General features: G+C 70.3%; 19 protein-coding genes. 9 read left to right on the forward strand and 10 right to left on the reverse strand.

Going from position 1 to position 21,117, the window contains the following annotated elements; all coding sequences use genetic code 11:
* Window positions 1-73: 73 nt before the first annotated feature.
* From glsA to ACT3UF_RS10890, 6 genes are all read right to left on the reverse strand, one after another.
* Entirely contained in the window at window positions 74-1,093 is a 1,020-nt protein-coding gene (glsA, locus tag ACT3UF_RS10865; protein ID WP_441443811.1) for a glutaminase A, read from the reverse strand.
* A 104-nt stretch (window positions 1,094-1,197) separates the two neighbouring features.
* A complete protein-coding gene (locus ACT3UF_RS10870; RefSeq protein WP_441443812.1) occupies window positions 1,198-2,256 on the reverse strand; it encodes a hypothetical protein in 1,059 nt (352 codons plus the stop codon).
* A 75-nt stretch (window positions 2,257-2,331) separates the two neighbouring features.
* Window positions 2,332-3,309 (reverse strand): zinc-binding dehydrogenase, encoded by a 978-nt coding sequence (locus ACT3UF_RS10875; protein ID WP_441443813.1) that lies wholly within the window; start codon window positions 3,307-3,309, stop codon window positions 2,332-2,334.
* A gap of 146 nt (window positions 3,310-3,455) precedes the next feature.
* Window positions 3,456-4,625, reverse strand: a complete 1,170-nt coding sequence (locus ACT3UF_RS10880; RefSeq protein ID WP_441443814.1) for an SPFH domain-containing protein — start codon at window positions 4,623-4,625, stop codon at window positions 3,456-3,458.
* A 50-nt stretch (window positions 4,626-4,675) separates the two neighbouring features.
* The gene (locus ACT3UF_RS10885) at window positions 4,676-5,167 is read right to left on the reverse strand and encodes a glutathione peroxidase (RefSeq protein WP_441443815.1); all 492 of its coding nucleotides are present in this window, start codon (window positions 5,165-5,167) and stop codon (window positions 4,676-4,678) included.
* Window positions 5,168-5,246: 79 nt separating this feature from the next.
* Window positions 5,247-6,158, reverse strand: a complete 912-nt coding sequence (locus tag ACT3UF_RS10890; RefSeq protein ID WP_441443816.1) for a PfkB family carbohydrate kinase — start codon at window positions 6,156-6,158, stop codon at window positions 5,247-5,249.
* A gap of 30 nt (window positions 6,159-6,188) precedes the next feature.
* Between ACT3UF_RS10890 and ACT3UF_RS10895 the strand changes: the two genes are divergently transcribed.
* On the forward strand, window positions 6,189-8,066 hold the full coding sequence (locus tag ACT3UF_RS10895; protein ID WP_444502751.1) for a penicillin-binding transpeptidase domain-containing protein: 1,878 nt from the start codon (window positions 6,189-6,191) through the stop codon (window positions 8,064-8,066).
* Here ACT3UF_RS10895 and ACT3UF_RS10900 read toward each other — a convergent pair whose 3' ends face one another.
* Window positions 8,067-10,130, reverse strand: coding sequence for an oxidoreductase (locus ACT3UF_RS10900; protein ID WP_444502752.1), 2,064 nt, complete (start codon window positions 10,128-10,130; stop codon window positions 8,067-8,069).
* A gap of 91 nt (window positions 10,131-10,221) precedes the next feature.
* On the opposite strand from ACT3UF_RS10900, the gene ACT3UF_RS10905 reads away from it, so the two are divergent.
* Window positions 10,222-10,839, forward strand: coding sequence for an isochorismatase family protein (locus ACT3UF_RS10905; protein ID WP_441443819.1), 618 nt, complete (start codon window positions 10,222-10,224; stop codon window positions 10,837-10,839).
* A gap of 1 nt (window position 10,840) precedes the next feature.
* On the opposite strand, the gene ACT3UF_RS10910 is transcribed toward ACT3UF_RS10905, so the two are convergent.
* Window positions 10,841-12,565, reverse strand: coding sequence for an HNH endonuclease signature motif containing protein (locus ACT3UF_RS10910; RefSeq protein WP_444608329.1), 1,725 nt, complete (start codon window positions 12,563-12,565; stop codon window positions 10,841-10,843).
* 647 nt (window positions 12,566-13,212) lie between these two features.
* Between ACT3UF_RS10910 and ACT3UF_RS10915 the strand changes: the two genes are divergently transcribed.
* Window positions 13,213-14,424 (forward strand): ATP-binding protein, encoded by a 1,212-nt coding sequence (locus ACT3UF_RS10915; RefSeq protein WP_441445248.1) that lies wholly within the window; start codon window positions 13,213-13,215, stop codon window positions 14,422-14,424.
* 44 nt (window positions 14,425-14,468) lie between these two features.
* On the forward strand, window positions 14,469-14,966 hold the full coding sequence (locus ACT3UF_RS10920; protein ID WP_441445249.1) for a DUF1648 domain-containing protein: 498 nt from the start codon (window positions 14,469-14,471) through the stop codon (window positions 14,964-14,966).
* 10 nt (window positions 14,967-14,976) lie between these two features.
* Here ACT3UF_RS10920 and ACT3UF_RS10925 read toward each other — a convergent pair whose 3' ends face one another.
* Entirely contained in the window at window positions 14,977-16,080 is a 1,104-nt protein-coding gene (locus ACT3UF_RS10925) for a MerR family transcriptional regulator (RefSeq protein WP_441445250.1), read from the reverse strand.
* Between the two features lie 155 nt (window positions 16,081-16,235).
* Between ACT3UF_RS10925 and ACT3UF_RS10930 the strand changes: the two genes are divergently transcribed.
* The 4 genes from ACT3UF_RS10930 to ACT3UF_RS10945 all read left to right on the forward strand — a co-directional run bounded on the left by ACT3UF_RS10930 (window position 16,236) and on the right by ACT3UF_RS10945 (window position 19,617).
* Entirely contained in the window at window positions 16,236-17,267 is a 1,032-nt protein-coding gene (locus ACT3UF_RS10930) for a GNAT family N-acetyltransferase (protein WP_442332697.1), read from the forward strand.
* Between the two features lie 90 nt (window positions 17,268-17,357).
* Complete coding sequence (locus ACT3UF_RS10935) at window positions 17,358-18,575, forward strand: YncE family protein (RefSeq protein WP_441445252.1); 1,218 nt, start codon at window positions 17,358-17,360, stop codon at window positions 18,573-18,575.
* A 14-nt stretch (window positions 18,576-18,589) separates the two neighbouring features.
* On the forward strand, window positions 18,590-19,057 hold the full coding sequence (locus ACT3UF_RS10940) for an SRPBCC family protein (RefSeq protein WP_441445253.1): 468 nt from the start codon (window positions 18,590-18,592) through the stop codon (window positions 19,055-19,057).
* Window positions 19,058-19,119: 62 nt separating this feature from the next.
* On the forward strand, window positions 19,120-19,617 hold the full coding sequence (locus ACT3UF_RS10945) for a J-domain-containing protein (protein ID WP_441445254.1): 498 nt from the start codon (window positions 19,120-19,122) through the stop codon (window positions 19,615-19,617).
* A gap of 58 nt (window positions 19,618-19,675) precedes the next feature.
* On the opposite strand, the gene ACT3UF_RS10950 is transcribed toward ACT3UF_RS10945, so the two are convergent.
* Complete coding sequence (locus ACT3UF_RS10950) at window positions 19,676-20,569, reverse strand: serine protein kinase RIO (RefSeq protein WP_444502479.1); 894 nt, start codon at window positions 20,567-20,569, stop codon at window positions 19,676-19,678.
* 313 nt (window positions 20,570-20,882) lie between these two features.
* On the opposite strand from ACT3UF_RS10950, the gene ACT3UF_RS10955 reads away from it, so the two are divergent.
* Window positions 20,883-21,062: a hypothetical protein gene (locus ACT3UF_RS10955; protein WP_441445256.1), complete on the forward strand. Its 180-nt coding sequence runs from the start codon at window positions 20,883-20,885 to the stop codon at window positions 21,060-21,062.
* Window positions 21,063-21,117: the final 55 nt, after the last annotated feature.

Genomic DNA, 21,117 nt, shown 5'->3' on the forward strand with positions numbered 1-21,117 from the left:
GTCGCAGGTGGCGGGCTCCGGTGGCGACCGCGCTCCCACCTTAAGGGAGGGTGCCGACGTCCGGGCGGCGGCGTCACTCGCGAGTCGCGGCGCCCTTGACCGGGTGTGGGAGCGAGGCGAAGAGGTTCAGACCGAGAGCCCGGGAGAGGAAGGCGCAGGCTCGCTGCCCGCGGACGCTGTTGCCCGCAGCATCCAGGGGCGGGGAGAAGGTGCCGAGCGCGCCCTTGCCGGGGGCGATCGCGACGATGCCGCCGGAGACTCCGGACTTCGCGGGCAGCCCGATCTCGAACAGCCATTCCCCGGAGGTCTCGTACATGCCGCAGGCGGCGAGCACCGACAGGGTGTCCCGGCAGACCTCCGCCGAGACCACGCGCTGCCCGGTGACGGGATTGACGCCGCCGTCAGCGAGGGTCGCGCCCATCACCGCGAGGTCATCGGCCGTGACCAGCAGCGAGCACTGCCGCGTGTAGACGTCGACGATCTCGGCCGGGTCCCCCAGGAGCCGTCCGTAGGAGGTCAGCAGATCCGCGATTCCCTGATTGCGGTGGTTCGACGCGGATTCAGACGCGAGCACGCGCTCATCCAGCTCGAGCCGACGCCCGGCGAAGCGGCTGAGCCCCTCCCGCACCGCCTCCCACTTCTCCTCGGCGCTGTCCCCGGGCATCAGTGCAGTGGTGGCGATAGCTCCGGCATTGACCATGGGGTTCATCGGGCTGCCGTGGTTGAGCTCGAGGGCGATCACCGAGCTGAAGGGGAGGCCGGTGTTGTTGACGCCGACGATCCGATGCACCTCCTCGTGGCCGATCTCCTCGCACACCAGCGCGAGCACGAAGGCCTTCGAGATCGACTGGATCGAGAAGGGGACCTGCGAATCCCCGACGCGGTGCACGGTGCCGTCGACCTCGGTGAGCGAGAGGCCGAACAGTGCGGGATCCGCCTCCGCGAGGGCGGGGATGTAGTCCGCGACGACCCCGGCCTGCTCGCCCGCGTAGCGCTCATGGGCCTCGAGGAGGAGGCCGGCGACGCGGGACTCGGCGGGCAGGTCGCCGGTCAGCGCTCGCTGCGGAACATCGAGCGCATCGGTCTCGAACACAGCTGCCCTCTTCATCGGCGCGCCGCAGTGAACAGCGCTCGGACCACGACACTACGCGTGCGGATACGCGAAGGGAACCGCAACCCCGAGTCCGTCAGCGGCTGTCAGCGGTTGAACGGATCGTCCGCGCGCACGCCCCAGCTGAACCCGCGCTCATAGAGCACCATCGCGGAGTCGTCCGGAGCGAGCACCAGGTCCTGCCCCTCGCCGCTCACGCGCAGCGTGCCGTCGGCCTGCTCCTCGAGCGTCAGCGTGAGCGCGACGGGCTCGATCGCGGAATGCTCCTGCAGCGGTGTGCCCTGCTCGCGCAGCGGACCGAGCGACAGCTCGACGGTGTCCGGCCCGGTGCGCTGGTAGCTGCCGGTCAGCAGCTCACCGTTCGCCTGGCGGAGCTGCACCGCGGAGCGGCCGTCGTACTCCACCTCGCCGAAGGCGAGTGCGCTCCATCGTGTGTCCTCGTGCAGCTGCGCGGCGGGTTCGGCGGCATCCTCCTGCACGGTCCACACCCCGGCCGGTGAGGACTCGTCGACGCTCCGCTCGGGATACATCGCGCTGACACCCCAGCCCAGCACGACCACCAGCGCGAGCGCGGCGATCGGGCCGGCGATGTTCGTGATCCGGGCGGCGGGGCGCCACGGCACCAGCGTGGGCAGCGGGCCCTTCCCGATCTCCCCGTGGCCCAGGAACGCCTTGGCCAGTCGCGGCATCCAGGGGATCAGCACGAGCAGCGCCATCACCAGCAGCGCGAGGGCGATCTGTTTGACGGGGACGTCGTAGCCGAGGTTCAGCACCAGCACCAGCGCCATCGATCCGGCGGAGATCGCCGCTCCCAGCGGCACCGAGCGCCGCCACAGCAGAGCGATCGCGGCGCCCCATTCGGCCAGGCCCCCCAGGAACTGGAACAGCGGGGAGAAGGCGACCAGCCTCCACAACATCCCCATCGGGCTCATCTCACCCTGGGTGATCAGCGCATCGCCCATATCGGCGACCCCGAACTGACCGAGCACGAGCTTCGCGTAGCCGTAGTAGAGCATCGCCGCCGCGAGCAGCAGACGCACGCTGCCGTGCGCCCACCAGCCCAGGGTCACGGCGGCGGTGCGGGCCAGCCGCTTCTCGGCGGAGTAGTCGGCGGTACCCGCAGGGGAGGCGGCAGAATCGTTCATGCCCCCAGCTCATCGCAGAGGCCGACCCCGCAGGAAGCTCCCGTGGGGTGGGCCCGATACGACTTTCGGAGGAGATCAGCCCTCGTAGCTCGCCACGTATCGCCCGATCACGCCGCCTGCGCGGAGCTTGTCGATCGCCGCGGGGATCTCCGCGTGGGTGATGTGGTTGATCGGCGGGTTCAGCTCCCCGGAGGCCATCAGCTCGTAGAGTCCCTCGAGATCTTCCTTGGTGCCGGAGTTCGAGCCCTTGATCGTGAGCTGCTTGGTGATCAGCTCATAGGTGTTCAGGGGTGCTTCGAGCTTCCCCATGCCCACCTGCACGAAGGTGCCGAACTTGGCGAGTGCCTCGAGGCCCTGCGCGGTGGTGGTGCCGAAGCCGGCATAGTCCACGACCAGCTCGAGGCCCAGGTCCGAGAACTCGGTGATCGACTCGGCGACCCCGGCCAGGCCGATCTCGTCGGCGAGCTCGCGGGTCTCGGGGTTGATCTCGGCGCCGTACACCTCGGCCCCGGCGAGTGCGGCGACGCGGGCACCGATGTACCCGAGCCCGCCCAGGCCGATCACACCGACCTTCATGCCGGGCGTCGCGCCGCCGAGGGTCATGATCGCGTGGTACGCGGTCAGGCCCGCATCGGTGGCCATCGCTCCTAGGTCGAAGGAGACGGCGTCGGGGAGCCTCACGAGGTTGTCCTCGGTCGCTCGGAGCTTCGGACCGAAGCCGCCGTCCCAGGGGCCGTAGCCGAGCGCGGTGCCGTCGGACATCATCGGCGCCAGGCCCACCCGGTCGCCGACCTTCCACTGCTCCATGCCCTCGCCCACCTGGCTGATGACGCCGGCGGATTCGTGGCCCATGGTGCGGGGGAGGCCCTGCTGGAACAGCGCCATCCAGCCCTCGTCATCGAGCGCGGCCACGTCGGAGTGGCACACGCCCGTGGCCTTGACGTCCACGACGACCTCTCCGGGGCCCGCCGTGGGCTCCTCGACCTCGTTCAGCTCAAGAGGCTTTCCGGTACCGGTGAACTGCCATGCCTTCATCGTGAATCGCTCCTTCATGCGTCGACGTTGATGCTCTCGAATCTACATGAACTTTCAATCACGTGTCGGGCCATAGGTCCCGCGGCGGACGGGACGCTGCAGCTCAGAGCTGTGCGAACCCTCGCGCCCGTCCAGCGCGGCGACCCCCTCCAGAGAGCGATCGGTCAGCCCTGGTTCGCGCTGCCCGGGTGCGTCCACGGCGGGACGCTCCCACCGGGGTAGCCGTTCGGGGCCTGCCGAGGCGGCTGAGCCTGCTGGGCCTGCTGGGCCTGCTGCCTCGCCTCACGGGCACGCTGCTCGGCCTGCGCCCGGGCTCGCTCGGCCCGCTGCTGCTCCTGCTCCCGGAGCTGCTCGGCGGAAATGCGCTTGCGGGAGTCGGCGTCGGCGACATCGGCGTCCTGGCTGGCCGCGGCCGCTGCCTGCGACTGCAGCATCGCGGTGCGGATCTCGTCGCCCATGGTGCCCACGGCGCCCGGGTTCGAGGGCAGGTAGAGCACGTTGGAGCGGGCGTTGCGCGCCACGTCCTGCATGGTGTCGAAGTACTGCGTCATCAGCAGCAGCTGCTCGGCGGAGTTCTCGATGCCGACCTTGCGGAGCATCTCGTACTGCTCGGCGATGCCGAGGGCGATCGCCTTGCGCTGGGCGGCGACGCCCTCACCCTGGAGGCGCTTGGACTCGGCTTCGGCCTCAGCCTGGGTGACGCGCTTGATCTTGTCCGCCTCGGCGAGGGACTGGGCGGCGACCCGGTCGCGCTGGGCGGCGTTGATGGAGTTCATCGAGTCGCGCACCCGCTGGTCCGGGGAGATGTCCTGGACCAGGGTGTTGATGATGTTGAAGCCGAACTTCTGCATCGAGGTCGCGAGGGTCCGCTCTACGCTGCTGGCGATGTCGTCCTTGGACTCGAAGGCCTGATCCAGCTCGAGACCGGACAGCGCCGAGCGCACCGTGTCGAAGACGTACGAGCGGATCTGCGCCTCGGGGTTCGACAGCTCGTAGTACGCCGCGACGACCTGGTCCTTCTCGATCTGGTACTGGACCGCGACCGGCACGTTGACGAACACGTTGTCCTTGGTCTTGGACTCGATGTTCACCTCGAGCTGCTGCACGCGCAGCGAGACCGGCTTGGTGATGTTGTCGATGAAGGGGGTCTTGAAGTTCAGGCCGGCGTGCGCGACGCGCTTGAACTTGCCGAAGCGCTCGACGATGACGGCTTCCTGCGTATGCACCGTGAACATCAGCGAGGTGCGCAGACCGCCGAACAGCAGCGCCCCCACGATCACGAGGAAGATCAGGAAGCCGAAGCCGAGGACGAGGAAGAGGATGACGCCTTCCATGAGGGCACCTTTCAGGTAGGTGGTGGGTTGTGACCCACGCTACCAACCCTTCATGGGCGCTGGCCCAGTTCGGCCTCGATGCGCCGGGCGATGCGCGAGGGCGGCACCGGCGGAGCGTAGCGGCGCAGCACCTTCCCCTCGCCGTCTATGAGGAACTTGGTGAAGTTCCAGGCGATGCGCCCGCCGATCACCCCGGCCTTCTGCGTGCACATCCACTGCCACAGAGGATGAGCGGACGGGCCGTTGACATCGATCTTCGAGAACAGCGGGAAGGTGACCTCGTAGCTCGAGGTGCAGATCTCCTGGATCTCGTCATCGGCCCCGGGCTCCTGATGGAACTGGTCCGAGGGGAAGCCGAGCACGGTGAAGCCGTGCGCGGAGAAGCGGTCATGCAGCTCCTGCAGACCGGTCAGCTGCGGCGTGAAGGCGCACAGCGTGGCCGTGTTGACGACGAGGACCAGGCGCCCGCGGTACTCACTCATCGCCCGGAGCTCGCCGTCGATGGTGAGCGCCGTGAAATCGTGGAAGGTCGGGTCGGCCATGGTCTCCTGACTCGGATCAGAGGGTGATGTGCGCCTCCATCCTAGATCCGGACCCTGATCAGAAGCAGGGACTTAGCGCTCAGGAGAGGAACGCATCGACCTCGGCCCGGGTGGGGCAGCTCTCCGTGCCGTGGCGGGTCACCGCGATCGCGGCGGCGGCGTTGGCCCGGGTCGTCGCGGACTCCCAGTCGGCGCCGAGCGCCCGCTCGGCCAGCATCACCCCGGTATGGGTGTCGCCCGCACCATTGGTGTCCACCGCCTTCTGCGGGAAGGCGGGGATCTGGGTGCCCCGGCCGTGGTGGAACACCAGGCAGCCGCGATCACCGTCCCGCACCACCACCACCGCACCGGGGGCGAGACGTCGACGGATCGCCTCCGGGGTGTCCTCGAGGTCGTCGAGATCGGTGAGCGCCCGCGCCTCGTCGGCATTCGAGGTCCACACCGTGGTGCGCGCCAGCATCCGCCGCTGGATCTCACGGGGGAAGCTCGCGAAGGGGTCGCCCGGGTCGAGCACCACATCCACCCCGTCAGGCAGGGCGTCGAGGAACTCGAGCAGCGGATCGCGGGTCGGCTCGAACAGGCTGTATCCCGAGACGCACACCAGGTCTCCGGCCTGCGGGTCCAGCGTCGCCAGGGACTCAGCGGTGATCTGCCGCTCTGCCCCGTACACGGTGAGGAAGGTGCGTTCGGCCGACGGTTCGAGCAGCACCGTGCAGTAGCCGGTATCCGCCTCGGGACGGATCGCGTCCGAGAGGGTCACGCCGTCTCGTGCGAGCGACTCGCGGATCAGGTCGCCGTGCGGGCCGGTGCCGTGGGCTCCGCCGTGCACCGCGACCGCGCCGGTGCGGGCGGCGGCGATCAGCGTGGTCACCGCGCCTCCGGCGTACCAGCGCTCGCTGCGGGCATTGGCGTTGCCGCCGCGTGGGGGCAGCTCGTCGATCTCCAGGATGACGTCGACGAGCGCTTGGGCGGTGTGGAGCACTCGGGGCATGCGCACGAGTGTAGGTGGGAGCATGGGCCCATGGCCTCCTCTTCGACCCGCCGAGCCCCCCTGCTCATCGTGATCGCCGTGCTCGCGATCGCCGCCCTCGTGGTGGCCGGTCTGCTCTGGCGCGACCGGCTCGGCGGGGGCGAGGAGGAGGCGGAGGCGCTCGCCGCCGCACTCGCCCGGGCCGATGCCCCCGAGCATCAGCGCATCCTCGGCCCGCTCATCGAGGCGAGCGGTGCCGCCCCGCAGGTCGAGCTCGTCGACGCCGGGACGGCGGAGGACGGGGCGCGCACTGCGACTCTCGCCTGGACCTGGACCCTCCCGGACGACGCCGGCACCTGGGAATACACCACCGAGGCGACCCTGCGCCGCGGCGAGGACGGCTGGGCGGCGGAGCTCCGCCCCGAGGTGTATGCCCCGGGCCTGGGCGGGCAGGAGCATCTGGACCTCGTGACGGTGCAGGCGAAGCTCGGCACCGTCACCGATCGTGACGGCGACATGCTGTACGGGGAGCTCCCGGTGAAGGTGCTGGGCCTGGACAAGACCCAGCTCGAGGAGGACGAGCAGGAGGGCGCGGCCCGCGATCTCGCCGGGCTGCTGGGCACCGACCCCGACCGCTACGCCCAGGCAGTCGCCGACAACGGCCCCGAGGCCTTCGTCCCCGCCCTCACGATCCGCGTCGAGGCCGAGGGGGAGTACCCGCTGGAGGACGCCGCGCAGATCACCGGCTTCCGCGCGCTCGAGCAGAACCGACCCCTCGCCGTCGAGCGCGACGTCGCCCCCGGGGTGCTCGGCTCCCTGCGTGAGGCGAGCGCCGAGGACATCGAGAAGTCCGAGGGCGAGCTCGTCGCCGGGGATCTGGTCGCCAGCGGCGGCGTGGTCGCCGCCCGGCACGACGCGCTCGTCGGCACCGACGGCTCCGAGGTGGTCGCGGTGGCCGACGACGGCGGTGAGCAGCGCTCCCTGCACCGGGTCGATCCGCTCGACGGGGTGGCGGTCCCCACGACTCTCGACTCCGGTCTGCAGAGCCGGGCCACGGCGGCGATCGCCGATGCGGAGTCGCCGGCCGCGGTGATCGTGCTGCAGCCCTCCACCGGCGACGTCCTGGCCTCCGCCCTCGGGCCCACCGGCCAGTCCTATCCGGTGGGTCTCGTCGGCCAGTACGCCCCCGGGTCCACCTTCAAAGCGGTCACCGCCCTCTCGCTGCTGCGGGCGGGCCTGACCCCGGACAGCGAGCTGGAGTGCCCTGAGACGGCGACCATCGACGGCGCGAGCTTCAAGAACGCCGACTCGATGAACCCGTCCCTGTTCGGCACGATGCCGCTGCGCAGCGTCATCGCGCATTCCTGTAACACGGCCCTGCTGCTGCAGCACGACACGGTGGACCAGCCTGCGCTCGCCGACGCCGCCACCACTCTGGGGATCGGGCAGGAGGCGCCGGAGGGCCTGGAGGCGTTCATGGGATCCGTGGATCCGGAGGACACGGGCACCGAGCATGCCGCCGCGATGATGGGCCAGGGCCGGGTGCTCACCTCGCCGCTGTCCATGGCGGTGGTGCTCGGGAGCGTCCAGAACGGCGCCACGGTGGCCCCGCGGATCCTCGCCGACGTCGATCCGATGACCACTGAGGTGCCGCATCCGTTGACGGCCGAGGAGACCTCGCAGATGCAGGAGATGCTGCGCGGCGTGGTCACCGACGGCAGCCTCCGCGACTTCGCGGGCCTGCCCGGCGAGCCGGTCATCGGCAAGACCGGCACCGCGGAATGGACCAACGCGGAGGGCGAGCTGAAGCTCCACTCCTGGGTGATCGTCGCCCAGGGCGACCTCGTCGTCGCAGCCTTCGTCGAGGACGGCAGCTACGGCTCCGTCACCGCCGGGCCGATCGCCCGTGAGGTGCTCGAGGGCGCCTAGCTAGAGCCCAGCGGCGACCTCGACAGCCTGACGGATCGCGCGCTCGGCGTCGAGCTCCGCGGCGACGTCGGCCCCGCCGATCACGTGCACGCGGGGTGAGCGACCCTTGCGCGCGGCGGCGATCTCGTCGGCCAGGACGTTGACGCTGACCTGCCCGGCGCAGACCACCACGGTGTCCACCTCGAGCACCCGGGCCTCCTCCCCCTCGAGGATGTGCAGGCCCTGCTCATCGACGTGGCGGTAGGTGACGCCGCGGTGCTGGATCACGCCGGCGTGGCGCAGCTCCGCGCGGTGCACCCAGCCGGTGGTGCGGCCGAGCCCGGCCCCGATCCGGGTCTCCTTGCGCTGCAGCAGGTGGACCTCGCGCCGCGGCTCCTCGGCGGGCCGGGCGGTGACGCCGCCGCGATGCTCCTCGTCGGCCTCCACCACACCCCAGTGCCGCTTCCAGGTGGCCACATCGAGCGTGGGGGAGGGACGTGGTGCGCTGAGGAACTCGGCGACGTCGACCCCGATCCCGCCGGCACCGATGATCGCGACCCGGTCCCCGGCCTCGGCCCGCCCCTCGAGCAGATCGGCGTAGCTGATCACCTGCGGCCCACCCGTCGCCGGCAGCTCGATCTCGCGCGGGGTGACCCCGGTGGCGACGATGACGTCGTTGAAGCCGAGCAGATCGCGACCCGTCGGCCGCGTCTCCAGCCGGATCCCGACCCCGGCCGCTGCCAGCCGCATCCGCCAGGACTGCAGCGCCTGTGCGTAGTCCTCCTTGCCGGGGATGCGCGCGGCCAGACGCAGCTGCCCGCCGATCTCCGAGGTCGCCTCGAAGAGGGTCACGATGTGGCCGCGCTCGGCGGCGGCGAGAGCGGCCTCGAGCCCGGCGGGCCCCGCGCCGACCACGGCGACCTTGCGGGCGCGGCGCTCGATCACGGGCTTCAGCACCAGCTCGGTCTCGTACCCGGCCCGTGGATTCACCAGGCAGCTGGCCCGCTTGCCGTCGAACACCTTGTCCAGGCAGGCCTGGTTGCAGGAGATGCAGGCGACGACCTGGTTCGCGCGGCCGTCGGCGAGCTTGTTCGGCAGCTGCGGGTCCGCCAGCAACGGCCGTGCCATCGAGACCAGGTCCGCCTGGCCGTCGGCGAGGACCTGCTCGGCGACGGCGGGGGCGTGGATCCGGTTCGAGGCGATCACCGGCACGTCCACCAGCTCCCGCAGCGCGGCGGTGTTCTCGGCGAACGCCGCTCGTGGCACCGAGGTGACGATCGTGGGCACCCGCGCCTCGTGCCAGCCGATCCCGGAGGACAGCACATCCACCCCGCGCTCGACGAGGCCCTGGGCGAGCGCGGTCGTCTCGTCCCAGGTCTGGCCGCCCGGCACCAGGTCCAGCAGGGAGAGGCGGTAGCTGAGCAGGGACGCGTCCCCGATCGCCTCGCGCACGGCGGCGGCCACGGCGAGCGGCAGGGCACGTCGACCCTCGGCGCCGCGGCCCCAGCGGTCCCGCCGCCGGTTGGTGACCGGTGCCAGGAACTGGTTCAGGAGATACCCCTCGGAGCCCATGATCTCGACGCCGTCGTAGCCCGCTTCGACCGCCCGCCGTGCAGCCTCGGCGAAATGCTCCACGGTGCGGCCCACCCCGCGCCGGGTCAGGCGCCGGGACCGGAACGGGGACAGCGGCGACTTCCCGGAGGCAGAGGACGCGGCGAGGGGATGGAAGGCGTAGCGACCCGCGTGCAGCAGCTGCAGGATGATCCGACCGTCGGCCTCATGGACCTCGCGGGTGATCACGCGGTGGCCGCGCAGGGTGCGCGTGTCGGCCTGGGCTCCGCGCGGGGTGAGCCGACCGGTGCGGTCGGGGGAGAAGCCGCCGGTCACGATCAGCCCGGCACCACCTCGGGCGCGCTCGCCGAGATAGGCGGCGAGCTTCTTGACGTCGCCCGGGCGGTCCTCGAGGCCGACGTGCATCGAGCCCATCACGATGCGGTTGCGCACCTCGAACGGACCCAGATCCAGCGGCGAGAGCAGCCGGGGGTAGGTGCGGGGCGCGATCGGGTGGGGAAGCGACGCTGACATGCGAGCGATTGTGCCAGGCTCCGAGGAGATGGGGTTCAACGGGGCACTGCGTACGCTGGGCGGACCCCCTGTCACCGGAGCGAGGAGTGCCATGTCGTCGCGCATGCTGATCATCGTCGATGTCCAGAACGACTTCTGCGAGGGCGGTGCGCTCGGCGTCGACGGGGGTGTCGAGGTCGCACGGAAGATCGCCGAGCAGGTGCGGGTCCATGGTGCCGGGTATGACCGCATCCTCGTCAGCCAGGACTGGCATCGCGGGGACACGGACAATGGCGGGCACTTCGCGGTGCCGCCCGCAGAGCCGGATTTCTCCGAGACCTGGCCAGTGCACTGCGTCGCGGACACCGAGGGTGCGGCGCTGCATCCGGAGGTCGCGGCGCTCGCTGCCGAGCTGGGGGAGCGGCTCGAGATCGTGCGGAAGGGGCAGGGGATCCCGTCGTACAGCGTGCTCGAGGGGATGGTCGTCGCGACGGGGGAGCACGTGGCTCCGCTGATTGCCGAGGCGGAATGGGAGCGGATCGACGTGGTGGGATTGGCGTACGACTTCTGCGTACGTGCCACGGCACTCGGCGCGGCAGAGTCCGGTGCACCGGTGCGGGTGCTGCGGGATCTCACTGCGGCGGTGCACCCGGCGCGGATCCCTGCCCTCGAGGAGGAGCTGTCCAGCGCCGGGGTCGATGTCATCGTCGCGCCGGGCCGTACTGCCTGATCTAGAACGGTGGTTCGGTTTCGTCGTGGGTGGGGTTGGGTGGGATGATCCGGCGTCCTCCGCGGTGGGAGTAGGCCTTTGCCCATGCGGCACGGCGCTGCTCGGCGGCTCGTTCCTGACGGGGTCTGGTGTTCTCTTCGGCGTGGAGACGTAGCGCGTCTTCGTGGGCGCGTTCGTAGGCACGCCAGTCCCGTTGGAGGATCTTCGCCAGTCGTGGGGTGAGCAGGTCGGTGTTCTCACTGGCTCGTATCCGAATGTCCCGGCCGATATCCCAGGTCGTCTCCAATGGCCCGGCGGTGGTGGTCCCGTCACCACGGGCGGGATCCTCGACCGGGTCACGGGCGGGGTCGATCAGTCCCGCGGTTTTTTGTTTGTGGTGGAGCCAGCAGAGGCGGTGGAGGTTCCACAGCGAGGTTTGCCCGCCCTGGTCGGGGTGGTCATGGTCGTATTCGATGATGTGGTCATCCTCTGCCGCGAGGACCGTGGCCCGGGTACAGCCCGGCACCGCACAGACCGGGTGACGCAGCCTCAGCTGGAGCCGCATCTGAGCGGTGGGCTGATAGGTCTGCGCGGTCACGGGCAGGTACGCGCCGGTGATCGGGTCGGTGAGGATCCGCTGCCAGGTGCTCTCCCCGGCTGCGAGTTCCCGGGCGAGCTCTGCGGGTAGCGGCGTCATCCCCTCCAGCATCGCGGGCGCGTCACTCTGGCCCAGCAGGGTCAGTGCCGGGACGGTGACGAGGATCTTGTAGGGCCTGGCAGTTTCTTCGACGGGGTCGATGTCCAGGACCGAGTGGGTCAAGATCGCGTACCGCAGCGTCCGCAGCGACAACGCGGTGCCCCGCTCGGCGAGGTCCCGATCAATATCGAACGGCAACGGCCCCTCGGCACCTGCTTCTAACGCGGTGCGCTGGGCTTTCTGGACGGTGCGGGCCGCGACATCGAGCCGGTGGGCGAGGGCCTGGATCTCCGGGATCGGGCCCGTCACCAACAACGATGCGGTTCCCGTCTCGGTATCGATCCCCACGATCTCCACGTCCCGTGACCGGGACGGCGGCGCCGGGAGAGTCCCGGCGGTGGCGAGGGCGACCGCGAGCCGTACATGCTTCTCGAACGTGTCCTGCGAGATCGAGGGAATCTCGATCGTGGCCATATGCGCATCCACGTCCCGGGCCTGCTCCTCGCTCAGGCGCCGGGTGTGGCGGATCAGGTAGTGATGCCACTGCTCGGGCAGATCCCCGCGACGCAGGTACGTGAACGTCACCGGCATCCACTGCACCGCCAGATACGCGTCACGAACCTTGCCGTGTGCTTGGGGGTAGGTGCAACGCAGCCCCGCGGCGATCTTCAACGCGGTCACATCCGCGTCATCGAGCAGGCCCCGCACCTCGGGGTCCTCACAGAAGAACGTGGAGAGCTGACGCAGCAGATGCGCGTGCAGACTCGCCCGGGTCCGCATCGTGCGATGCAGCCCCAGCATCCGCCCCGCGTCGAGACTCCCGGGGGCCGCTTCCTCCAGGATGTACTCCTCATCCAGCACCCGCCGCGCCCGCACCTCCCACTGCGGCAGCCCCTCCGGCGCCACACCACGACTGGCCGAAGACGACTGCCCGACACCCGACCCGGCAGGCGGGTCACCGGCAAGGGCATCCTCGCGCGGAGGGATCCCGGCCGGCGGCTCGCCCGCCGCGTCCGCGTCAGCGAACCGGTCCTCCTCGAACTCACCCACCGAAACCCCTCCACCCACACACCAGAAACCCCACGAACCACGTCTGCGATATTCCCCAATACTAATTCCCAAGCCCTGCCTACTGAAGGGTCAGCACGAAATGGGGATGAACCTGTGGATAACCCATATGTGTGGAGGAACGGTCGCGAGCGGTGGTGCGGCGGGCGGTCTCTCCCGTGGCTGACATGCTGGGTCGCAAGGGCTGCGCCCATCGACGATTCTGGCAGCGTGGCCTGCAGAAACTGTTCTCGGCGGTCGGGATTTCTCTGTGCTCACGGGCCCATATTGTGGGGGCGGAACGGCATAGAGCGGGCGGGACCGCGCACGGTAAGTGGGATTGCGCTGAGCTCAAAAAAGTTCCGGAACTTCTCGGAGAGAAATGGATTTGTCAAGACGGGCCGCGTAAATGTGGATAACTCGCGTTAGGGGGGAATGGTGCGGCCAGGCTCTATGTGAATCGCTCCGGTGACGCCGAGGGCGAGGGCGAGGCCGAGGGCGAGGGCGAGATCCGGGAGCACGCTGTCGCGCACCGCCAGCGACGAGCGCTCGCGACCCAATCCTCTGGGGATGACCCGACCCCTGTACATACAGCGACATACAGCGCACGATGGCTCCATGGCGACGCCCCACCCGATGAACCCCATCCGATGAACCGCTCCACGCCCCCGTCGATCCGTGCGACCTCCGCGAACCCCTTCACCCCCGGCTTCGGGCTCACCCCGATGATCCTCGCCGGGCGCGACCTCGCGATCGAGGAGTTCACCGCGGCGCTGGCCGGGAACGTGCCCGAGGCGAGGGCGATCCTCATCTCGGGTGCGCGCGGCTCGGGCAAGACCGTGCTGCTCACCGAGTTCCGGGAGCTGGCCCTCGACGCCGGATGGACGGATCTGCGGCTGCACACCTCCTCGACCTCCCTGGTCGAGGAGCTGCGGGGCCAGGCCATCGCGCACCTGAGGGAGATGGACCCTGACGCAGAGACCTCGCGGCTGACCTCCGCCGGGGCCTTCAACGTCAACGCCTCGCGCGACGTCATCCAGCGCTACGAGGGGGAGGGGGAGGTGCTCTCCACGGTGCTCGACCGACTGGCCCAGCTCACCGATGAGGATGGCGGAGGGCTGCTGATCACCCTCGATGAGCTGCAGTCGGTCGAGCGTGATCAGCTGCATGCCCTCACCCAGCACGTGCAGGACCTCATCGGGTCCGGCCATGCCGTCGCCTTCATCGCTGCCGGGGTGAGGCCGGGGGTCGATGCGCTGCTGGACCATGAGCGCACCACCTTCCTGCGCCGCGCCCACCGGATCGAGGTGGGCAGCGTGGATGTGGGCACCGCGGCGGAGGCGATTCGCATGACCGTCGCCGACACCGCGAAGACGATCACCCCCGAGGCTGCAGTGCTGGCCGGCGAGATCTCGCGGGGGTACCCCTACCTGATCCAGCTCGTCGGCTCGAAGGCCTGGCAGAACAGCGGCGAGGCGGACACGATCGAGATCGAGGACGTGCGCGGCGGGCGCGACGCCGTGGTCGCGGCGATGATCAAGAACGTCCACGGCCCGGCGCTGCGCGGGCTGAGCCCCCGCAAGCGCGAGTACCTCCACGCGATGCTCGCGGACGAGGGGCCCTCCGCCGTCGGCGACATCGCGGCACGGATGGGCATCGACCCGCGCAACCAGTCCACCTACCGCGAGCGCCTCATCGAGGAGGAGCTGATCCGCCCCGCCGGGCGCGGCTTCGTCGAGTTCTCCCTGCCCTACCTCGGCGATGCGCTGCGGCATGAGGCGCGGGAGGGGGTGGGGGCGGATGTCGAACCAGATCGCGGGGTCCGACGCTCTCACCGTGCGCGGCGCAGCCCTCGACGATAGGCGGAGGCGGGCGCCGGGACGGCGTCGGTAGCGTGAAGGGCACCATGAGCACGATCATCAGTAAGTCCCAGCGCCCCGTCCGTACCTACACCACCGGCCCCATCACCAGGGCGCTGCGGTGGTTCGCGGTGCTGTCGACGGTCGGCATCACGGCCTGGCTGCTCGTGCGCTACCCCTCCCTCCCGGACACGGTGGCGACCCATTTCGACGCCCGCGGCGAGGCCGACGACTGGGGGCCGAAGTGGTCGATCCTCGTGCTCGCCGGCGTGATGCTGCTGCTGTCGCTGGGCTTCGCCGCGCTGTCGACGCGGCCGCGGGCCTTCAACTATCCGCTCGAGATCACCACGCGCAACGCCCAGGCCATCTACCGCGAAGGGGAGCGGATGATGGTCTGGACGCTGCTCGCGATGGTGGTGGTCTACCTGGGGATCGCCTGGTCGGTGCTGGAGACCGGTGGGGCGCCGCTGATCGCCGCGGGGCTTGCGGTGATGGTCGCGGCGGTTGTCGTCGGGGTGATCCGCCTGGTCCGCGCCGGGCGCTGAATCGGCGCCGTCAGAGCCGTGCGAGCGCGAGGGCGATGTTGTCCGGGGCGCCGGCGGTGAGGGCGAGGTCGACCAGCCGGGCGGAGAGCGCGTCGACGTCGTCGCGGCTGTTCTCCAGCGCCTCCACCAGCGTCTCCGCCAGGGCCGACGGGTCGACGACGGCGTGCAGTCCGTCGGTCGCGACCAGCACCAGATCGCCCGGGGCGAGGCGGCGTACCAGCAGATCTGGCGCGGTGGGAGCGCCCGCGGCCAGCGCCCGGTTCAGCACTGCGCGATCCGGATGCGCGGCGACCTCCTCGGGGGAGAGCCTGCCCGCCTCGACCAGCGAGCGCAGACGGGTGTGATCCTGCGTGACCACGTCGACCTGCTCGCCGCGCACCAGCACCACCCGGGTGTCGCCGAGATGCGCGATGTGGAGCTTCTCGCCGTCGATCAGCGCCGCGGTCAGGGTCGAGCCGGCGTCGCCGTCGGCCGGCACCAGGGCTTCGGCGGCGGCCCAGGCGGTCTCGAGGGCAGCCAGCGGCGCGGCCGACGGATCGGCCTCGAGGGCCGACGAGAGCGCCGCCGCGAACGCGGCGAGGATCTGTGAGGCGAGGCCATCTGCGCTGCCGAGACCATCAGTGCTGCCGAAGCCATCGGCGACGGCGAGTAGGGTGCGGCCGCCCGGCAGCTCACGGACCAGCACGGCGTCCTGCTGAGCGCCTCGGACGAGGCCCTGATGGAGCGCCGAGGCGGTGCGAGGGGTGAGGGTGGAAGTGGTCATGATGTCCTCCGTCGGACGTTCCCCGAGGTCACGGGCGAGTGAGCGGACGGACGCGGCACGGGAGAGGGCGTCGGCCTCCTCCTGCCGCCACCAGGAGCGCAGCTCCGCGGCAGCGGCATCGCTGTCCAGATCGCACAGCACGCCGATGCGCGCGAGCCCCATCCCGAGGCCGCGCAGCGCGGCGATCAGCCGCGCCCGCTCGACCTGGTCACCGCCGTAGGAGCGGTAGCCGGTGAAGGGGTCGACGCGTCGGGGCACGAGCAGTCCCGATTCGGCGTAGAGGCGCAGCGCCTTGGGGCTCAGCCCGCTCGCGGCGGCCAGCTCCCCGATGCTCAGCAGCGTCTCGTCCATGCCATCCTCCGTCATCTCTCGCCCGGTCCCCGGGCTCCGGGTCTCTCCCGGTGAGCACCACGTTCCGGATTGTCCCAGGGGGAGAGTCAAGCGCTGCCGAGAATATTCCGTCGACCAGCACGGATCTGGTGTGGTCTGCTTTCCGCATGCATGTGATGATCCGACCCCTGGACCCCACCTCCGATCTCGAGCTCGACCAGTACCTCGCGCTCGGGAGGGCGCTGGACGAGCACACCTACGGCGGCAGTCAGGCCCTCACCCGGGAGCAGCTGCGGGCGCAGTTCAGCGAGTCGCCGTACTGGATGGTGCGGCGCTGGGTGGCGATCGCCGAGGTGATCGAGGGCGGCGAGCTGCTCGTCGGCCGAGCGAACACCTTCATGCCGCTGCAGGAGAACCTCGAGACCATCTCCGTCGGGGTCTCGGTGCATCCCGCCTTCCGCGGTCAGGGGATCGCGACTGCGCTGGTCGAGGAGGTGCTGCTGCCTGCGATCCGCGAGTCCGGCCGCACCCTGGTCGAGGGCTATGGCGAGGTCCCATCCGAGGGCGACCCCGACAGCCCCGAGGAGCCCGTGAACCGGCTCGCCCGCCGGCTCGGGATCACCCGCAAGAACCTCGCCGTCTGCCGGGCGCTGGCACTGCCGCTCGAGGCCTCCCTGCTGGAGATGCTGCAGGCCGAGGCTGCGGAGAAGATCGGCCAGTACCGGGTCGAGGTGTGGGACGGGGAGATCCCCGAGGAGCACCTCGAGACCTACGGCCTGCTGCTGCGCCAGCTCGAGCTCGATGAACCCGACGAGGACGTCGAGCACGAGGCACCCGAGTACACCCCGGAGCGGATCCGCGAGAGCGAGCGCCGCATGCGCGAGGCGGGGACGCTACGGATCACCGCAGTGGCCATCGCACCCGACGGCAGCTTCGCCGGGAACTCCGAGGTCCACGTGCACACCGCTGCGGACAGCACCCTCGGCTGGCAGGAGAACACCCTGGTGATGCCCGAGCACCGCGGGCACCGGCTGGGCCTCGCGCTCAAGGTCGCCACCCACCGTCAGCTGGGCGAGCGCGCGCCGCAGCTGCGGAGCCTGGTCACCTGGAACTCGCACGTGAATCCCTGGATGATCCAGATCAACGAGAAGCTCGGCTACCGCGCCCTCTATCGGGAGCTGGTGCTGCAGGGGCGTCCCGCGCTCTGAGTCTGAGCCCCGAACCTCCGACACGCCGCGCCGCCTCCCGCTCGGCGGCGGCTGTCGGGCTAGGTTCGGCCGCATGGGAGCGGACGATCGATGAGCGTGCAGGCGAAGCACCGCAGGAGGCCCCGGCGCGAGCGACCGCATCACCAGTTCACGATCGCCATCGCGATCCTGTCGTTGGTGATGGCCGGGGGCATGGTCGCAGGGCTGGTGACCAGCGTCGCGGGGCCCGACGGCGGGACATCGGCCGCAGGCTCCGAGCTGCCGCCCGGCGAACCCTCGAACACCACCCGCCTGACCCACCTGGACAGGATCACCGGGGACATCACCCCGAAGTCCGTGGTCGCGAGCCCGGCCGGCACCGTCATCGCGAACAACATGATGTACAGCCACTCCTCGACGCTCTACGACGCCGAATCCCTCGAGCTCACGAACACCGTGGCCGACACCGTGGATCTCGCCGAGTTCGGGTATCCGGACCGCGCCGGGACGACGGAGGGAGCGCCCGTGGAGGCGGTGTTCTCTCTCGACGGGAAGTACGCCTACGTCTCCCAGTACCGCCTGCGCGGCCCCGGCGAAGGAGCCGCTGCCACCGACGACTGCGCAGGTGGTGAAGAGATCGGGCGCTCCGCAGTGTTCCGCCTCGACATCGCCGCCGGTGAGTGGGACCAGGTGATCGAGGTGGGACGGGTCCCGAAGTTCATCTCCCTCTCCGCCGACGGCAGCACCGCGCTGGTCTCGAACTGGTGCGATGAGACCGTCTCCGTGCTCGACCTCGAGGCGGGGGAGGAGGTCCGGGAGATCCCGGTGGACGCCGCTCCGCGCGGCAGCGTGATCCTGCCGGACAACCGCACCGCCTATGTCACCGCGATGTACGCCGATGAGCTGTACAAGGTCGACCTCGAGACCGGGCAGAGCGAGCTGGTGCTCGAGACCGGGCGCAAGCCCCGCCATCTGGTGCTCTCGCCCGACGCGACGCGCATGTACCTCACCGTCTCCGGCAGCGATGAGCTGCTCGAGCTCGACGCCGCCACCGGCGAGGTGCTGCGCACCGCGCCGACCGGCCGCGAGCCGCGCACTATGGCGATCTCCCCGGACGGCCTCGCGCTGTACGTCGTGAACTACTACGCGAACACCGTCTCCAAGTTCGACACCGCGACCCTGGAGGAGATCCAGAGCGTCGAGGTGGGCAAGAACCCCATCGGCATCACCTACGAGCCCACCCAGCGCCGGGTCTGGGTCGCGAACTACGCCGGTTCGATCGACGTCTTCGACGACACCACCTCCTCTGGCGGCACGCTCGAGCCATGAGGCACGATGGAGCCATGAGCCAGGACCTCGAAGGCATCGTCACCGCGACCCGTGAGATCGACGCACCGGCCAGCGCGATCTTCGCGCTGATCGCCGATCCCTCGCAGCAGCCCCGCTGGGACGGCAACGACAACCTCGCCGAGGCCGCGCCCGGCCAGCGGGTCCATGCCGTGGGCGAGCTCTTCGTGATGACCAATAAGAACGGCGGGGTGCGCGACAACCACATCGTCGCCTTCGCCGAGGGGCGCGAGATCGCCTGGCGCCCGGCACCGCACGGCGAGCAGCCGGCCGGCCACCAGTGGGGCTGGGAGCTCGAGCCGCTCGAGGACGGTCGCACGCGCGTCACCCACACCTACGACTTCACCGCGCTGCCCCCCGAGCAGGAGAAGCGCCTGGCCAAGGCTCGCCTGATGACTGCGGAGAGACTGATGGCCTCGATCGACCGCCTCGTCCGGCTCGCCGAGGAGGGCGGGCAGTCCTGAGCTCGGCACCGGAGGGGCCCGTCGACCCTGAGCCCGTCGACCCGAGGACCCTCGGGCCGGTGATGGCGCCCGACGTCGCGCGCGTCGAATCTGCGATCGAGCAGGCCGCGCGGCGCGGGGACTTCGACAACCTCCCCGGCGCCGGGAAGCCGCTGAACCTGCCGGCCACCCACGATCCGGACTGGTGGATCAACCAGCGCCTGGCCAGCGGCGAGATCGACAGCCAGGCCCTGCTGCCGGTGGTGGTGCTGCTGCGCAAGGAGTTCGAGCAGCGCGCGGAGACACTCGCCGCGCTGACGGACGAGCGCGCGGCCCGCGCCTACGCCGAGGATTTCACCGAGCGGGTCCACCGCGACCGGCGTGAGAACCCCTTCCAGCGGATGCTCGCCCCGGCCTGGGATCCGGACGACGCGGCGCAGCGGTGGCGGGAGCTGCGGGCGGCAGCGCCGACATCGGTGGCGGAGCCGACAGCTCCGCAGGAGTCGGTGGCCGAGCCCCGCCGGCGGCGCTGGTGGCAGCCCCGCCGGCGGCGCTGGTGGCAGCCGCGCCGACGGGGCTGATCGAGACGTAGGAACTGTGCTGTTCCGGGCTCGGTGGCGCACGTTTCCTACGGCTCGGTCAGCGCAGTGCCTGCCCGGCGGCGGCGCACCACTCCTCGGGATCGCTCAGCGCCGTCGGCGCCCCGTTCGCCCGCAGCCAGGTGCACACATTGACGCAGTCACGGCGCAGGAACTCTGTGCCATTCGGGTTCGCGATCAGGTCGATCACCTGCGGGACGTCGATGATCACCGGATCGGGCTCGTTCTGCCGAGAGTCGACGAGGATGTTGTACGGGGAGAGGTCGCCGTGGACCAGGCCCAGGAGGGCGAGATCCAGGACCGCGCCCCGCAGCAGGTGGGCCCAGCGCTCGATCGTGCGTGGATCAGGCGTGGTCTCCTGCAGGCGCGGGGCGGCGACCGTGCCGTGCTCGTCGTCGGTGCCGATGAATTCCATCAGCACCTCGGTGCCGACGAGCTGGATCGGGTAGGGCACCGGCAGCCCGGCCTCCCACAGCCGGCAGAGCATGTCGAACTCGGTGCGGGCCCACTGCGCGGCGGCGACCTGCTTGCCGAAGGCGGTGCCCTTGGCCATCGCGCGGGCCTCGCGGGTGTCCTTGGTGCGACGGCCGTCGGTGTAGGCGCTGCCGCGGTGGAAGGTGGTGTGGTCGGGGGAGCGGTACCGCTTGGCGACCATCAGCACTGCCTCGCCGGGAGCACCGCTCAGGAGCTCCTCGGGCAGGGCGCGTTCGAGGAGGAAGGCGTCGGCCTCCTTGCCGGTCTTGAGGATTCCGAGCTCGGTGTCGATCGCCCCGTCGTGCTGGACGACCCAGTCGGGGAAGGGCTGCGGGCCACGGTCGATGGTGCGGGCGGTCTCGGGCCAGGTGGACCAGCGCTGATCCTCGTCGAGCTCGGCGATGGTGGCGGTGAACATGGCGTGGGCGAAGAAGGCGTCCTGGTCGAAGGACGTGGCCATAGGGGTCTCCTGAGGGAGGACCTGCGAGATGCTCAGCAGGTCGTGGCGGAAGGGAGGACTGCAGGGGTCAGCACGGTGACAACCATCAGCTCCTCCTTCCCTCAGGGCTCCACGCGGAACCGGGGACAGCGTATGACGGGACGTCGGCGGAGTGCGAGCGAATATTCGGCAAGCGAGGAAAAGGCGTGGTGACCAGTGGATTGGGGAAAACTCTCGTCGCCCGGAGAGAGGGCAGGGTGCCGAGGAGGAACCGCCTCCGCGCGCGACGGTCACGCTGGCGCCGCTGACCATCTCCGAGGCCCTGCTGCCCACGGTGCCCGTAAGAGCCGGGACCTGGACCGCGACGCTCCTGCCTGACGGCGAGGGCCGCTTCCCCGGGGTCCATCTCGCCGAGGACGGCGAGGACGTGGTGGTGCTCGCCATCGAGCAGGACGTGCCCCGGGGATACCGAATCGTCGGGGCCAGGTCAGAAGTGCTCAGGGCCGGGGAGTGAATCGAGGGGCAGCCGTCGGCCGTCACAGTCATGATGCGATTCACCAGAAGCTGTC

Source organism: Brachybacterium sp. AOP24-D1-21 (assembly GCF_052378665.1).
Classification (GTDB): Bacteria; Actinomycetota; Actinomycetes; order Actinomycetales; family Dermabacteraceae; genus Brachybacterium.

Excerpts from the sequence above, each read along its gene's own strand:
- ACT3UF_RS10940 (WP_441445253.1), top strand. The coding sequence starts at position 18,590 with ATGAGCCAGGACCTCGAAGGCATCGTCACCGCGACCCGTGAGATCGAC.
- ACT3UF_RS10890 (WP_441443816.1), bottom strand. The coding sequence starts at position 6,158 with ATGCCCCGAGTGCTCCACACCGCCCAAGCGCTCGTCGACGTCATCCTG.
- ACT3UF_RS10875 (WP_441443813.1), bottom strand. The coding sequence starts at position 3,309 with ATGAAGGAGCGATTCACGATGAAGGCATGGCAGTTCACCGGTACCGGA.
- ACT3UF_RS10950 (WP_444502479.1), bottom strand. The coding sequence starts at position 20,569 with ATGGCCACGTCCTTCGACCAGGACGCCTTCTTCGCCCACGCCATGTTC.
- ACT3UF_RS10885 (WP_441443815.1), bottom strand. The coding sequence starts at position 5,167 with ATGGCCGACCCGACCTTCCACGATTTCACGGCGCTCACCATCGACGGC.
- ACT3UF_RS10935 (WP_441445252.1), top strand. The coding sequence starts at position 17,358 with ATGAGCGTGCAGGCGAAGCACCGCAGGAGGCCCCGGCGCGAGCGACCG.
- ACT3UF_RS10920 (WP_441445249.1), top strand. The coding sequence starts at position 14,469 with ATGAGCACGATCATCAGTAAGTCCCAGCGCCCCGTCCGTACCTACACC.
- ACT3UF_RS10905 (WP_441443819.1), top strand. The coding sequence starts at position 10,222 with ATGTCGTCGCGCATGCTGATCATCGTCGATGTCCAGAACGACTTCTGC.
- ACT3UF_RS10880 (WP_441443814.1), bottom strand. The coding sequence starts at position 4,625 with ATGGAAGGCGTCATCCTCTTCCTCGTCCTCGGCTTCGGCTTCCTGATC.
- ACT3UF_RS10945 (WP_441445254.1), top strand. The coding sequence starts at position 19,120 with ATGGCGCCCGACGTCGCGCGCGTCGAATCTGCGATCGAGCAGGCCGCG.
- ACT3UF_RS10925 (WP_441445250.1), bottom strand. The coding sequence starts at position 16,080 with ATGGACGAGACGCTGCTGAGCATCGGGGAGCTGGCCGCCGCGAGCGGG.
- ACT3UF_RS10895 (WP_444502751.1), top strand. The coding sequence starts at position 6,189 with ATGGCCTCCTCTTCGACCCGCCGAGCCCCCCTGCTCATCGTGATCGCC.
- ACT3UF_RS10915 (WP_441445248.1), top strand. The coding sequence starts at position 13,213 with ATGAACCGCTCCACGCCCCCGTCGATCCGTGCGACCTCCGCGAACCCC.
- ACT3UF_RS10900 (WP_444502752.1), bottom strand. The coding sequence starts at position 10,130 with ATGTCAGCGTCGCTTCCCCACCCGATCGCGCCCCGCACCTACCCCCGG.
- ACT3UF_RS10870 (WP_441443812.1), bottom strand. The coding sequence starts at position 2,256 with ATGAACGATTCTGCCGCCTCCCCTGCGGGTACCGCCGACTACTCCGCC.
- ACT3UF_RS10930 (WP_442332697.1), top strand. The coding sequence starts at position 16,236 with ATGATCCGACCCCTGGACCCCACCTCCGATCTCGAGCTCGACCAGTAC.